This window comes from Telluria beijingensis (genome assembly GCF_030770395.1).
Lineage (GTDB): Bacteria > Pseudomonadota > Gammaproteobacteria > Burkholderiales > Burkholderiaceae_D > Telluria > Telluria beijingensis.
On record NZ_CP132480.1, the window covers coordinates 4,583,808 to 4,598,638 of the forward strand.

8 protein-coding genes are annotated in these 14,831 nt (G+C 69.8%); 3 read left to right on the top strand and 5 right to left on the bottom strand.

Annotation, left to right across the window (positions count from 1 at the left end; translation table 11 throughout):
- Window positions 1–339 precede the first annotated feature (339 nt).
- Genes proV through proX form a run of 3 tightly spaced genes read left to right on the top strand, consistent with a single transcriptional unit; the run spans window position 340 to window position 3,741 of the window.
- On the top strand, window positions 340–1,575 hold the full coding sequence (proV, locus tag Q9246_RS20250; RefSeq protein WP_306392525.1) for a glycine betaine/L-proline ABC transporter ATP-binding protein ProV: 1,236 nt from the start codon (window positions 340–342) through the stop codon (window positions 1,573–1,575).
- Complete coding sequence (gene proW, locus Q9246_RS20255) at window positions 1,572–2,672, top strand: glycine betaine/L-proline ABC transporter permease ProW (protein ID WP_306392526.1); 1,101 nt, start codon at window positions 1,572–1,574, stop codon at window positions 2,670–2,672. Before proV ends, proW begins: the two co-directional genes overlap by 4 nt.
- Before the next feature lie 19 nt (window positions 2,673–2,691).
- Window positions 2,692–3,741, top strand: coding sequence for a glycine betaine/L-proline ABC transporter substrate-binding protein ProX (proX, locus tag Q9246_RS20260; RefSeq protein ID WP_306392527.1), 1,050 nt, complete (start codon window positions 2,692–2,694; stop codon window positions 3,739–3,741).
- On the opposite strand, the gene Q9246_RS20265 is transcribed toward proX, so the two are convergent.
- Genes Q9246_RS20265 through Q9246_RS20285 form a run of 5 tightly spaced genes read right to left on the bottom strand, consistent with a single transcriptional unit; the run spans window position 3,677 to window position 14,743 of the window.
- Window positions 3,677–5,011 (bottom strand): McrC family protein, encoded by a 1,335-nt coding sequence (locus Q9246_RS20265; RefSeq protein ID WP_306392528.1) that lies wholly within the window; start codon window positions 5,009–5,011, stop codon window positions 3,677–3,679. The two genes, proX and Q9246_RS20265, sit on opposite strands and share 65 nt — an antisense overlap.
- Window positions 5,004–6,923: an McrB family protein gene (locus Q9246_RS20270; RefSeq protein WP_306392529.1), complete on the bottom strand. Its 1,920-nt coding sequence runs from the start codon at window positions 6,921–6,923 to the stop codon at window positions 5,004–5,006. Before Q9246_RS20270 ends, Q9246_RS20265 begins: the two co-directional genes overlap by 8 nt.
- A gap of 30 nt (window positions 6,924–6,953) precedes the next feature.
- Window positions 6,954–8,723, bottom strand: coding sequence for a PcfJ domain-containing protein (locus Q9246_RS20275; RefSeq protein WP_306392531.1), 1,770 nt, complete (start codon window positions 8,721–8,723; stop codon window positions 6,954–6,956).
- 3 nt (window positions 8,724–8,726) lie between these two features.
- Window positions 8,727–12,086, bottom strand: coding sequence for a UvrD-helicase domain-containing protein (locus Q9246_RS20280; RefSeq protein WP_306392533.1), 3,360 nt, complete (start codon window positions 12,084–12,086; stop codon window positions 8,727–8,729).
- The gene (locus Q9246_RS20285) at window positions 12,086–14,743 is read right to left on the bottom strand and encodes a PD-(D/E)XK nuclease family protein (RefSeq protein ID WP_306392534.1); all 2,658 of its coding nucleotides are present in this window, start codon (window positions 14,741–14,743) and stop codon (window positions 12,086–12,088) included. The genes Q9246_RS20280 and Q9246_RS20285 overlap by 1 nt, the downstream gene beginning before the upstream one ends.
- Window positions 14,744–14,831 lie beyond the last annotated feature (88 nt).

Genomic DNA, 14,831 nt, shown 5'->3' on the forward strand with positions numbered 1-14,831 from the left:
TGTTCGCAACTAAACATTGCTGGCACACTCGATTAAATCAGTCAAATTGACTTAATCGTTTCCTTGCGTTACAATTGGCATCAATTAACAACAATTACGATCAGTAAGCATCTGCTGTACAGGTTTCCCCCTATCGGGAAAATCGCCCCAGGGCCCTGCACCCATCTCTCGTTATCGTTTGACGCATTGCTCGTCAAGCATCCCGGCTCCGTTTCGCCGCCCGCCCGCTCGCGATGGCGCGCCGCCGCATGAGCGTCCAGCCGGGATTCGCCGATTCCCATCCGCGCCACCGGCCGCCGGGTTTCAATCCATTCGCCACATCGAAGGAGCACCGCCAATATGGCCAAACAAATCGTCATCGACCATGTCTTCAAAGTGTACGGGGACCGCCCCGACGAGGCGCTGGCACTGGTCCGCCAGGGAGCCAGCAAGCAGGACATCCTGGCCAGCACCGAATGCACGATCGGCGTGTTCGACGCCACCTTCACCATCGAAGCAGGCGAGATCTTCGTCATCATGGGCTTGTCGGGCTCGGGCAAGTCGACCCTGGTGCGCATGCTCAACCGCCTGGTCGAGCCGACCGCCGGCCGCATCCTGGTCGACGGCAACGACATCAATACGCTGCCGGACGCCGAGCTGCGCGCCCTGCGGCGCAAGGACATCAGCATGGTGTTCCAGTCGTTCGCGCTGCTGCCGCACATGACAGTCCTCGACAACACCGCCTTCGGCATGGAGCTGGCCGGCATCCCCAGGGCCGAGCGCCACGCCCAGGCAAGCCAGGCACTGGAGCAGGTGGGACTGGCCGGCTATGGCGCCAGCTATCCCGATGAACTGTCCGGCGGCATGCAGCAGCGCGTGGGCCTGGCGCGGGCCCTGGCCAGCGATCCGTCGATCCTGCTGATGGACGAGGCGTTTTCGGCCCTCGATCCGATCATGCGCACCGAGATGCAATCGGAGCTGCTGCGCCTGCAGCAGATCAAGCGCCGCACCATCGTCTTCATCTCGCACGACCTCGACGAAGCGATGCGCATCGGCGACCGCGTCGCCATCATGAAGGATGGGCAGGTGGTCCAGGTGGGCACGCCGGAAGACATCCTGCGCCAGCCGGCCAACGATTACGTGCGCAGCTTCGTGCGCGGCGTCGATGCGGCGGCCGTGTTCAAGGCTGGCGACATCGCCCGCAAGAGCCAGGTCGTGGTGTCCGAGTCGCCCACCCGCGGTTCGCGCGCGGCCCTGTCGATGCTGGAAGAGCAGGATCGGGCCTATGCCTATGTGGTCAGCCCGAAGCGCGAATTCCTCGGCCTGGTCTCGGCCGACTCCCTGCGCAGCGCCCTCGACGGCCATACCGGCCCGCTCGGCCTGGCGCATGCCTTCCTGCCCGAGGTGCAGACCATCAATGCCGACGACCCCGTCGCCGGCCTGTTCGGCCAGGTGGCGCAACTGCCGTATGCCGTGCCCGTGGTGGACGGCGATGGGGGCTTCCGCGGCGCGATCAGCAAGACCACCCTGCTGAAATTCCTCGACCGCGATACACCCGCCATTCCAGAACAGCAGACACAGAAAGGACAAGCATGAACACAAGCAGTACAACCGCGAGCATCACCGCAGCGCCACCGGTCGCCGAAGAAGCGGTCGAGGCCAACCCATGGCTGCCCTCCCCGCCAGGCGACACGTCCTGGCTCGACGCCGCAGGTCCGGCCGCCACACCCGATCAGGCCAGCGGCTTTGACCTGGCGCACATGTTCGACGGCGCATTGCCGCTGCAATCCTGGATCAACGATGGCCTGGGTTGGGTGGTCGCGCATTTCCGCCCCGTGTTCCAGGCCGTGCGCGCGCCGATCGACGCCACGCTGGCCGGCGCCAGCGAGCTGCTGCTGGCCGCGCCGGCGCTGCTCGTCGTCGCCATCATGGGCCTGCTGGCCTGGCAGTTCACCAGCCGCACGCTCGCCATCGGCACCGTGCTGGCGCTGCTGGCCCTGTCCATGCTGGGCGTGTGGCCGGAAGCGATGATCACCCTGGCGCTGGTCCTGACCTCGCTCGCGTTCTGCCTGGCGATCGGCCTGCCGCTGGGAATCCTGCTGGCCAGCAGCGACCGCGCGCAAAGCATGCTGCGCCCGGTGCTCGACGCCATGCAGACGACGCCCGCCTTTGTCTACCTGGTGCCGGTGGTCATGCTGTTCGGGATCGGCAATGCGCCCGGCGTGATCGTCACCATCATCTTCGCCCTGCCGCCGCTGGTGCGCCTGACCAACCTCGGCATCCGCCAGGTGCGCCCCGACCTGATCGAAGCGTCGCGCGCCTATGGCGCCTCGCGCTGGCAGCTCCTGAGCCGCGTGCAGCTGCCGCTGGCGCTGCCGTCCATCATGGCCGGCATCAACCAGTCGCTGATGCTGTCGCTGTCGATGGTGGTGATCGCCTCGATGATCGCGGTGGGCGGCCTGGGCCAGATGGTCTTGCGCGGCATCGGCCGCCTTGACATGGGCCTGGCCACCGTAGGCGGCCTGGGCATCGTGGTGCTGGCCATCACGCTCGACCGCCTGACCCAGGCGATGGGTCAACCGCGGCGCGGCGTGCGCCACTGGTACCAGACCGGCCCGGTGGGCTTCGTCATGCGCCGCCTGGCGCGCCCTGCGACGCCTGCGCAAGCCGCTGGCCCGGCCAGGGCCCAATAAAAAATACGAAAGGAAACCGATGCACCAGACCGAACATTTCAAGACCACGTATCGCACCCGGCGCAGCTTCCGCCGCCTGTCGGCCCTGCTGCTGGCCGCGCTCACGTTGAGCACCGGACTGGCCATGGCCCAGGCGCCAGACGCCGCGCTGCCCGGCAAGGGCATCCAGGTCCAGGCGCTGCAAGGCCCGCTGGCGGAAGAGACCTTCCAGACCATGCTGGTCAACCGCGCGCTGGAAGAACTGGGCTACGAGGCGCAGCCGATCAAGGAAGTCGCCTACCCGACCGCGCACATCGCCATCGGCAACGGCGACGCCACCTTCCTTGCGGTGCACTGGGACCCACTGCACCACGAGTATTACGACAATGCCGGCGGCGACGCCCGGCTGCTGCGCACCGGCCAGTATGCCGGCCCGGCCGCGCAAGGCTACCTGGTCGACAAGGCCACCGCCGAGAAGTACGACATCACCAATATCGACCAGTTGCGCGATCCGGCGATTGCCAGGCTGTTCGACCATGACGGCGACGGCAAGGCCGACCTGACCGGCTGCGATCCGGGCTGGGGCTGCGAAGCGATGATCGAGCACCATATGGACGGCTACAAGCTGCGCGCCACGGTCACCCATGTGCAGGGCAGCTATTCGGCGCTGATCGCCGACACCATCGGCCGCTACCAGCGCGGCGAACCGATCCTGTACTACACCTGGACCCCGTACTGGGTCAGCAGCGTGCTGGTGCCGGGCAAGGACGTCGTGTGGCTTCAGGTGCCGTTCTCGTCGAATCCGCGCAAGGACAATACCCGCCTGGCCGACGGCAGCGACTACGGGTTCTCGGTCAACACCACGCGCTTCGTCGTCAACCGCGCCTGGGCCGAGAAGAACCCGGCGGCCGTCAAGCTGTTCGAGGTGATGCGGCTGCCGATCGCCGACATCAATGCGCAGAACGAGCGCGTGCGCAGCGGCCAGAACTCGCAGGCCGACATCGCGCGTCATACGGCGGGCTGGATCAAGGCCCACCGCCAGGTGTTCGACGGCTGGCTGGCCCAGGCGCGGGCGGCGGCGCAGCCTTGAGGTCGATCAGGGGGCAGGCATCCGTGGCGAGGTCGAACGGTACGACATCGAGCCACAGCCCGCCACCCAGGTCGAACGCCAGCGGCTCCGTAAACCGGCGCCAGCGCGGATAGATGAGCGTCAGGCTGCCGGTTCCACCCATGTATTTGTGCCCGTACGCGAACATCTGGTAGATATCCGACTGCTTGATGCCGGCCTTGGGATCTTCATCGCCATTGTCGTACCTGGTGTGCTGGTCGATCAGCTTCCACTTGGCGTCGACGACGCCAATGCCGATCCGGTCTTTCCACAGCACGATGTCCGGCTTGAGCTGGAAGGCCTTCGGTGCCTGGGCCAGGTAGTGCGATCGCGCCTGGCCTTGCACCACGATCCCGCGCGACGCCAGGCGCCGTCGCAGCGTCGCTTCGACGTATTTCTCGAACAGCTTCTCCATGGGGAACAGGAAGGAGATGCCGGCGTGGTCGTCCTTGAGCGCATGCGGACATTCCTGGTTGAGGATCAGTCGCAGCCAGGGCAGCAGCGGTTGATAATGGACCATCTCCCTGCCGCCGCGCCACTGGCCGAAATCGCGCGCATGATCGAGCGATGGCGGCACCATGTCGAGTCCATGACGCAGCTCGCGCGCCAGGCGCTGGTTGCGCGCCGACTTGCTGGTGCGGGCGACCTTGTCGAGGGCCGAGTGCAGCAGGCGGTTCTCGGCGCGGTTTTCAGAAAAGATGTCGTACTCGATCTGGAACAGGTGCTGGCGCCCGGGCGGCGCCAGCATCTGGCGGGCGACGTCCAGGCGGCCGCGCAAAAAACGCTCTTCCGCCTCGATGCGTTCATAATCGCGGCGGATGCCACGGCGCACCACGTTGGCGGCATGCTCCAGAAAGACCGCAACCAGGGCCTCGACCAGCGAGCCCTCGCGCAATCGCAGGCGGGCCTCGGTCGTCTCCAGGAAAGGCAAGTCCCGGACCGCGCCGAGCATCCGCCACAGCAGGTCGCGGGTGCCCGCGATATCCGGCTCTTCATCCGAGATCTTCGGCAGGATCTCGACTTGCGTGCCGTCCGGCGCGCTGATCACCCCGACGAAATTCCTGACCCGCAGCGCCTTCTTGCCCGCGAAGCGCGCGACGTCGATGAAGCGGTCGTCGCGGTCGTCCGAAAACGCCAGGCTCTCAAAGAACTCCCAGGCCGCGGGACTGGCGACGCCGCGCACGTCGGTCGAGCCGGTAGCGTGCTCCCCCTGCACCAGGAGCCCGAACTCACGCAGGCAGAGCTCAGCCATCGCTGTCCGGCGCCGGGGTGTCCGGCGCCGCCTCGCCCGCGGTGTAGATTTGGCGGTAGGTCTCGGCCAGCAGCAGCTTGCCCTCGTTGCGGCGCCAGATGGTCGTTTTTTGGGCAAACCCGAGCTTGTCGGACGACCGGGCCTGGTAGATGCCGGCGTTGCCGAGGACCTTGTCGATCTTTTCCCAGTCCTCGTAAAAATACTCCTCGAGCAGCGGCAGGACGTTGTTGCGGAAAATGCGGGCAAGGTCGGCGATCCGGGCCTGCGGCTCCAGGTGGATGAAGAACGAGTGGCCGATCGTATGCTCGCGGTCGTACAGGTGTTCGATGCGCAGGTTGATTGCGCCGAGCATGCGCGCGATATCGACGCCCTCGACCTTCTTGTGCTTCAGCGCCTCGAGGTCCGGCATCATCTCGATGAAGTCGAAACGGCGGCGCAGGGCCGTATCCACCACCGCGAGCGAGCGATCGGCCGTGTTCATGGTGCCGATCACGTACAGGTTGTCGGGCACGCTGAAGCGCTCGTTCGAATACGGCAGCTGCACCTCGGCCCGCTCGTTGCCGCCGGCCCGCTTGCTGGTCTCGATCAGCGTGATCAGCTCGCCGAAGATGCGCGACATATTACCGCGGTTGATTTCATCGATGATCAGGACATACGGCTTGCCGTTCGGCGCCAGGTCCTCGCCGCCCAGCACCCGGCGCTTGATCTGCTCGTACTCGGGCGGCTCGTCGGCCACGTCCACCTCGCCATGCTCGTCTTCGAGGCCGGCCTGCACCCGTTCCTTGAACTCCAGCAGGCGGTCTAGCACCGCCCAGTACACGGTGGCATTGCTGCTGCCGATAACGCTGCTGATCGCATTGACGGCGCTCTTCTTCCCCAGCGCCGCCCGGTCCGGATAGGCTTCATACAGCGCTTTCAGGCGCTTGCGGCTGACACCATGGCGCAGGGTCCGGTTGGCATGCGTCACCAGGAAGGTGCCGTTGTCGTTGACGCCAGCGATGGCCAGATGGCTGCCGGTGGAACTCATCACCTCGTAGGGCAGGCCGGCCTCCACCTCGGCGATGAAGGCTTCGTGGACGTCGTCGAACTCCGGCGCGCGGCCCGCCGCCGGCCGCACCGGCTGGCGGTACATGGCGGTGATGGCCATGCGCTTGAAGATACCGTCGCGCACCTTGTAGCTCAGCTGGCCGCCCACCGCCTCGGCGCGGATGCCCTCGATGAAGTCTTCGTAGCTGAAGCTCTGGTGGAAGGTAACGAAGGCGATCCGCCCCGCATTGCGCAGCGCGTCGAAGCGCTTCCTGTGGTCCGCGTGGTCGCCAGCCGGGGTCGGCGTGCCTTCGATGATGCTCAAGGCCTCGCGCGTGGTCCGGTAGGTCTTGCCGGTGCCGGGAGGGCCGTACAGGATCCGGTTGAGGGCCTGTCCCTGCTCCGCTGTCGATTGTGCTTGCGCCGGCTGCGTCGCGTCCGGGTCCTCGCTTGGGTCGCCGCGGTCGTTGAGCGTATAGTCGACCGGACTGCGCCCGCTTCCCCGCAGCCGTTTTCGGCCATCGTCATTCAGCCCGAGCGCATCCAGCCAGTCCTCGACCCGGGCCTGGGTCGGCGCGTCGTGCCGCTCGAGCACCGCCCTGGCGCCCGACGTGAGCACCAGGCGGCTGGCCAGCAACGATACCGGGCCGTTCCTGCGATGCTGGCGGATGAGGAACACGGGCTGGCCGCGCGTGACACCCTCGGTCTTCCTGCCGATCCGGATGTCGATGAAGCCGAACTCCTCGCCACCCGCCGTATAGTGATCGGCCATGGGGTAACGGGCTTTGAGCACCGCGATCGCCATAGCCGCCCAGGTCCGGTCGTCGTCGTCCGGGAATCGCTCGAAGAGGGTCTTGGCACTGCCATTGAGATAATTATCCAGCATGGGTGATCCTGGTTGGTTGAATGTGATTGGTTACCGGGCATCGAGGCCGGCCAGCCGGCGCGCCGCCTGCCGCGCCGCGCTGCCGAAGGTCGGCCCGTCGTCCGCCGCGGCGCCCGCCGCAGCGACGCGCCATGCCTGCTGCCGGCGCTGGAACGCACGGCGCCGCGCGACCAGGCGTCCGTCGGCGTGGTTCAGGTGGCGCACCAGCGCCCCGAGCGCCCGCTCGCAATCGGCGCCGGGCGCCCCGTTGCGCGCGGCCCGGTGCTGGCCCGCGACGATGCCGGGAACGCCATCGACCAGGTGCAGTTCGGCGGTCGACAGTGGCAGGCCGGAGTCGCCGCGCAGCGACACGATGACGCTGTTACCGCTGCGACAGGCAACTTCGTAGTTGCCCACGCAATGGCCCATCTTGCGGCCTTCGGTCCGTAATTGTTCCGCGCTGGCCAGTTCGACGACGGTCCTTCCCTCCCCCTGCCACGGGGTGGCCAGGACCGGCGGCCAGCGCGACGGCGCATTCTTCTCATCCTGCTCTTGCGCATCGGCCACGGTCGCATGCCAGGCGCGTGACAAGGCCAGCAGCCGCGCCGCGCCGATCCCGGCGCACCAGCGCAGCACGCGGGCGTCGGCCGCATCGTCGTCCAGGCCAGCGTCGGCGTGCACCGCTTCGAACAGCGCACGCAGGAAATCCCTGGCATCGGCCAGTTCGAGTGCACGCTGCGCGAAGTCCACACTGTCCAGTCCAACCCGCGTGACGTGCGCCAGCCAGGACCGCATGGGCGTCTCGATGCGCGCCAAGGCCGCCCCCTCGCCGGCAACGCGGCGATAGGAGAACGGCGCAGCTAGGGTGCTGCCGAGCGCCGTCAATCCCTCGAACTGCGCCGGGTCGCGCGGGCGGCGCTCCGGCGCCAGCCAGGCCAGCAGGGCCAGCAAGCGCTGCAGGCGGCCGGCATCGAGACGCCAACCGTCGGGCAGAGCGCGCCGCCCCAGCCAGCGCACCGTCTCGCGCGGCACGCCAAAGGCCTGTGCGACCGCCGCATGCAAGGGTCGGCCCGCATCGATCGCCTGATTGATATACCGGGCACCCTCCCAGGCGTTCTCGCCACCATGCGCGGTCAACAACGGCAGCAGCCAGGGCAAGGCCCGCAGCGCCTGCGCGCGGTTGCGCGCGTGTGCGTCGCCATCCTGCGCGCCGATGAAGTTGACCACCGCCAGGCGGTCGAGCACGATCCCATGCACCTGCCGCTCGCCGGCGCGGTAGGCCAGCACGTGGGTGTCGAGCGCCGCGACATAGGCCAGCGGCGCCGGATCGTCGAAGCCGCAGGCCTGGCGCAGGCGTTCGAGCCAGGGCGCGGGGCAAGCCGCCACAGGCGCCGCCCGCAACGCCAGCGCGGCGAGCTGCCCGGGCTGCGCCTGCGGCCGCGGCAGCAGGGCTGCGTTGTGCTCCAGGGAGAGATGGACGCCGTCGAAGCCCGCCGCGCGCAGCGCCGCGGCCACGACGGCATCCAGCGCAAGGAAGGCCGCTTCGTCATACGGCTGCCCTGCCAGCGCCGCGCCGGCGCACTGCAGCGCCTCGATCAGGCGTGATCCCGGCGCGCGTCCCACTACGCCGAAGATCGCGCCGTCGCGCAACAGCAATCGCGCGCTGGCGCGGACGGCGACCGTCTCGCCGCCGCGCAGGAGTTCGGCCGGATCGGCAACTGTGTGCACCAGCAAGCCTGACAGCGGACCGGTGGCGAAACGATGCCACTCCCATCCGGCGCAGCGCGCCAGCACTTCCCAGGCCGGGTCAACCTCCGCCATGGCTCAAGGACGCACTTCGATGATCCGGCCCGATGTGGCCAGCACGATCAGGCCGCGCGGCGCCCCGGTCAGCGCCAGGTAGTTGCCGACCTGCGCCCGGTAGTGCAGCAAGGTGGCCTCGGTCGGTGCAACGTCGCTCTTCCAGTCGACCACGACCTCCGGCTGTCCATCGCCGCCGAAGGCGATGGCATCGGCGATTCCCGCGGTGACCACTTCCTCCGCTTGTGACGCCAGCGCCCCATGCACGCTGAATTCCGGCGCCAGGCCGGGACGCAGCGCGGCGATCTCGGGCAGGCACAAGGTGCGCTCGACACAGCCGGCGATATCGCCGGCCATCGGTGCGCGCGGGTCGCCGGAGGCCGGTCCGCACAGCTGCGCGATCAGCGTGGCCGCCCGTGCCTGCAGGGCGGCGGGCGTCTCGTCCGTCTCTCCGGTCAGGACTTCCTCGAACAGCTTGTGCATCACCAGCCCACGCTCGCGTCCGCCCTGGACCGTCGCCTGCGGAGCGACTTCCGGCGCCTCGTCCGCGGCCTCGATGCGGGCCTCGGCCGTTTCTTCGACCAGGGTCGCGCTGGCATGGCTGTCGCCTTCGGCGCGGCTCGGGGCGCACCAGCGCAGGACCGGCGCCGCGACGGCGATCGCGGCCGCTTCGGCCACGAACTGGTCCCTGGTCTGCGTATTCGCGGCCTGGGCCGCGACTGGACCCGAGCCCGACGCGCCTGCCTCGTCCAGCTCCAGGGCCGGCAAATCGGCCAGGCCAAGGTCGAGCAAGGCCATCCAGGCAGCACCCGCCGGCGCCACGTCGAGGCGCGGCAGCACAAGCAGTTCGCGGGCGCGGGTGGCGGCGACGTACCACAGGCGGATCCGCTCATGCCCGAGTTCGGCCGCCTCATGCTCGTGCGCCGCGACGTAGCCGGCCGGCTTGACGCCGAACACCGGGCAGCACAGGCGTTGCCGGCTGCGCTCGCAGAACACCGAATCCGCAGCCACCGTCTTCGTCATCGTGTTGATCGGCACGACCACCGGCCACTCCAGCCCTTTCGCCGCATGCATCGTGTACAGGGTGACCGCATCGTCCTGCGCATCAGGTTGGCCTTCGGGTGCGCGCGCCGCATCGGTCCAGGCGCGGGTCATGGCGGCGGCGAAGGCCGCCAGTCCCTGCGCCGCATAGCCCTGGCTCAGCCCCAGGAATTTGTCGACGTTGGCCAGTGCGCGTTCGGCGCGGCCATGGTGGCGCTGCATCAGGATCGGCCGTACCTGGAACGCCTCGACCGCGGCCGCCAGCAGCAGATGCGGCGTGGTGGCATGCGCCCGCCGCCGCAGCGCCTGCAGGCTGGCCAGCGCGGTGCGCGCCGTCTCGTTGGCGATGTGCGCCGCGTCGACGTGCAGGCCCAGCCTGGGCATCCCATCCGGCTGCGCAGGGTCGGGCGGCAGCGCGCACACGATGTCGAGCAGCGCTTCCTCGCTCAGGCCCACCAGCGGCCCGCGCAGCAGCGCCCCCAGCGCGATGGTGTCGCGGCCGTCGGCCAGCACCCGGCACAGGGCGATCAGGTCCTGCACTTCCTGGCGCCGGTAGAAACCTTTGCCGGCCTGGGTCGCCACCGCGATGCCCCGCAGTTCCAGCGCTTCCTCGTAGCGCCACAACTCGCCGCCGGTTGGCGCCAGCAGGGCGATGTCGCCGGCGCGGCAGGTCCGGCCGGTTGCGCCGTGGCGGCCCGGCAGCACCAGCTTGCCGATCATCGCGGCGCACATGTCCGCGACCGCCTCGGCCTCGGCATCGCGCTGCCCCTCGGCCGAGACCTTGCCGTCGGCGCTCGCCGCCGCGACGTCCAGCGCGGCGACGCAAACCTGGTCGGCCACGGGCGCATGGAAGGCGTCGAGCCGGGTGAAACCGGGCTGGCCGTCGGCCGCCAGACGCGCCTCGAAACGTCGGTTGACGAAATCGAGGATCGGCGCGCAGGAACGGAAATTGGTGGCGATCGACAGCACGTCGCCGCGCGCCGCGAACGCGCCGCGTGCGGCATTGAAGGCGGCGATGTCGGCGCCGCGGAAGCGGTAGATCGCCTGTTTCGGGTCGCCGACCAGGAACAGCGCGCCGGGGCGGATCGTGAAGCCGCGCCAGTCGTCGCCGGCCACACCCGGGCCAGCGTCGCCGCACAGCCGCCAGAAGATCTCGGACTGCAGCGGATCGGTGTCCTGGAATTCGTCGACCAGCACATGGCGGTAGCGCTGTCCCAGCGCGGCGCGCACTTCGTCGTGGTCGCGCAGCAGGTCGCGCGCGGCGTGGATCAGGTCATCGAAATCGAGCAGCGCCGCCTCGCGCTTGTAGCGCGCGAAACGCTCGGTCAATGGCCGCACCGCCGCGACCAGTTCGGCCAGGACGGCGGCCGCCACTTCCTGTTCGAGCAGGGTCCAGGCTTGCTGGCATGCTTTTATCAATTGCCCGGCCGTGTCGAACAGCGGCACGCCGTCCGCGGCCTGGAGGCCCGCAAGCCTGGCGGCTTCCCTCCACTTGCCCTTGGCCTGGAAGGCCAGGAAGCCGCCGCCAGCAGTGCACAGTTCGGGATCCGGTCGCACGCCCTGCAGAGCGGCAAGCCCGGTCAGAACCTCCAGCTGGCGCGCCATGCCCGTGAAGCAGGCGGCGCGGCGCGCGGTTTCTTCTTCGTGCACCCCACACTGCGCGACGAAGTCGTCGAGCGCGGCGCAGCATGCGATGAAAGCGTCCACCAGCGGCGCGAGCGGCTCGGCCGGGGCCACGACCAGGCCGCGCTGGCTGCCCACCTGCGCCGCGATGGCGCGCACCAGGGCGATGCCGGCCACCGGATCGCGCGCGACCAGTTGCGCCAGCAGGCTGTCGCCGGCGGCGTCGAGTTCGGACCACAGCCATTGGTCGCCCAGTTCATCGAGCACCTGGTTGGCATGGTCGCTGTCGATGACCGCGGCGCCCGGATCGATATCGGCTTCGACCGGATACGGCATGATCAGGCGCTGGCAAAAGCCGTGGATCGTCGAGCAGGTGAGCTGGTCGATCGTGCTTGCCGCCGCTGCAAGATGCCGGCGCTGGTCTTCGCCCAGGCCATGCGGCAGCGCCACCGCCATCTCGGGCGGCACCTGGCCGGCCACGAGGGCGTCGACGAAGGCCCTTACCCGCTGCAGCAGTTCGCCGGCCGCCAGTTCGGTGAAGGTGACGGCGGCGATGCTGGCCGGGGCCGCGCCACCGGCCAGCAGCATCGCCACCCGCCCGGCCATCACGGCCGTCTTGCCCGAGCCGGCGCCGGCTTCGACCAGGAAGGAACGATCCAGCGCGGACAGCGCCATGGCGCGGGCGGCATCGTCCCGCAATGCGATAGGCGTGGCTTGCATTATTTGGACTCCCAGACGGTGGCGGCAGCACCCAGGACGGCCTTGACCGGGGCCGCCTTGCGCTTGCAATAGGTGGCCGGCGCATTGGCCGGCAACAGGAACAGGAATTTGTCGTACTTGCCGCCGGTATCGGGCCCAGGCAGGCAGTTGCCGGCCAGGAGGCTGGCATGGGCCGTGGCCAGGTGCCCGGTCAGTTCCTCCATCACGGTGTCGGGCTCGGCGAGCTCGCGCTCGATGCCGTCGCGCGGATACAGCAAGGCGCTGCGCACGCTCACCTCGCTGCCCAGCATCGCCTTGACGGCGAACGCGTACAGGCAGCGCTGCAGCTCGGCGCCGCCGCCGATCACGACCTCGGCGGCGACCGGCTTGCCGGTCTTGTAGTCGCGCACCTGCGCGCGCCGGCCGTCGGCCGACACGTCGAGCCGGTCGATATAGCCCTTGATGCGCAGCGCGGTGCCGGGAATGGCGACCGGCGTCGCCGGTTCCCAGGGCAACTGCGCGTCCGGCCTGGGGGCGGCGCCACCGAAGGCCACTTCGCCGAACGAATACATGCCGTCGACGCCGTCCTGGCCGAAGCGCAGCGCCGCCACGGCCAGCGTGCGCGCTTCGTCCAGCGTGCGGCGCCAGATGACGGCCGGCGGCAGCTGGCCGCGCTCGCCCCACTCTGCCCCGACCTGGGCACCGGCCGCGGCCACCGCGGCGTCGATCGCCGCGCCATTGGCGCGCGCCAGGCCGCCGGCGTCGGCCAGCAGCCGCAAGGCGCGGTCGAGGATCCCGTGCACCAGGTTGCCGCTGGCGGCGGCGTCGAGCGTCAAGGATTCTTCCTGCAACTCGGGCGCCTTCCAGCCGAGGCCATATTCCCACACATAGCCTATGGGATTGCGCAGCAGGAGCTGGAGCGAGGTGGCCGAGTGGACGCGCGCGGCGATCGCCTGCAGGCGCGGGTGATCCGGCCGCACGGCGCCATCGTGCGGCGTGACGGCGTCGGCCTGCCAGGCGCGCCAGCAGCCGTGCGCCGCCAGGGCGCGCGCCGAATCGCGGAACTCCGCGGGCCGCGCCGCCAGGCGGTCGACTTCGCTCATCGCATGGGCCGGGACGGCGTTGCGGCGCACGGGCGCCGGCGCGGGCATCCCGGCCAGCAAAGGGCTGCGGCCCAGGCTGCGGCCATCGCCATTGCGGCGCGCGCAGGACAGCACCGCCTGGCCATTGCAGCCGCCCAGGATCGCCGCGAAATCGGCGGCATCCTGCTGCGCCTGCGACACCGGATCCAGTTCGGCGGCGGGCACCACGTGGTCGGGCAGCAGCGCGTCTTCGAGGCGCGCGCGCGGCCACTGGCCCGCATTCAGGCCGAGCAGGTAGACGAAGCGGCGCGGCGTGCCCGCCAGCGCCGCCGCCGGCATCCAGGCCACGCTGGCGCAGGGATCGAGGCCGTCGTCCTGCTTCATGTTCTCGAGCGTGGCCAGCAGCGACGCGGCCGGCCCCGCGGCCAGCGCGCGGCGCCAGATCGCCAGCGCCCGTCCACCCAGCAGTCGCTCGCCGGCTGCCTGGGCGGCGTCCGGCCCCTGCTGCAGCAGGTTGACCAGCGTGGCCAGCGCCGGCGTGTGGTCGAACGCATCGGGCCAGTCGGCGGCCGTCAGGCGCGCCAGCAGGCGTTCCCAGGATGCAGAAGACGCCAGCGCGGCATCCGCCGGCAGCGCCCGCAGCCAGCCCTCCGGCAGATCGTCCAGCAGGGGCGCATCGGGGCTGCACAGCCGCACCAGGCGCCGCAGGCGCAGCTGCGACAGCCCACGCACCAGGATGTCGGCCAGCGCGCACGCCGCCTGGCCGTCGCGGCTGGCGGCGACCGGCACGCCATGCACGAAGTGCAGGTCAATGCCGGCGTCGTCGCGCAGCGCCAGCAGGTGGGCGTCGAAACTGGCCGGATCGCTCGACGCGAGCGCGATCTGGTCGGCGCGCGCCTCACCGGAAGCGAGCAGGCGGCGCATCCAGCGCATGGCCTCGAGCGCCTCGTGGGCCGGGGTGGCGGCGCTGACCACCGTGATGTCGGGGGCCGCGGGCGTGCCGCGCACCACCTCGACCGGCCCGCCATCCACCCAGGCCGGCACGGCGCGCGCGCCGGCCAGCCAGCGCAGCGGGACCCGTTCGGCCAGCGCCAGCAGCAAGGGGCGCCAGCACGGCGCCAGGTCGGCCACGCCATCCACGTCGACGCTGCCCAGTACCCGCGGCGCGTGCGCGATCCGCTCGAGGGCGGTGGCGGCGATGGCGGCCGGCGTCAGCATCCCCGGCAGGCGCGCCAGCACCGCCAGTTCCAGCGCCGCCAGCGCGGCCAGCCGCGGGTGGGTCGACGCGCGCGCCTGCAGGTCGATCCCGGCCAGCCAGGCGCGCTCCAGGGCGCGGGTGGCCGCGCCCACCATGCCGGCAAGCGACTTGATCGCATCGAGTTCGCCCAGCGGGGTAGCGGGCAATGCGTCCTGCACCGCCAGGCGCAGGCTGTCGGTATCGATGGCACGCACGAACCCGCCCGCGAGACGCGCCGCCACCTGCCCGATCGCCATCGCCTGCACCCCGTGCTGGCGCGTGCGCGCCGCATGCAGGCGCCGGGTGCGCTGGGCCAGTCGGTCGGGCACTATCACGGTGCGCCGGGCGGGAATGGTCATGGTGATCCTTCGTTCGAGTGGGTGACGCCCGACAGCATACGGGCGGGCGCGACAAGAGATGTCGCAGGCAGGGCCGACATCGATCGGC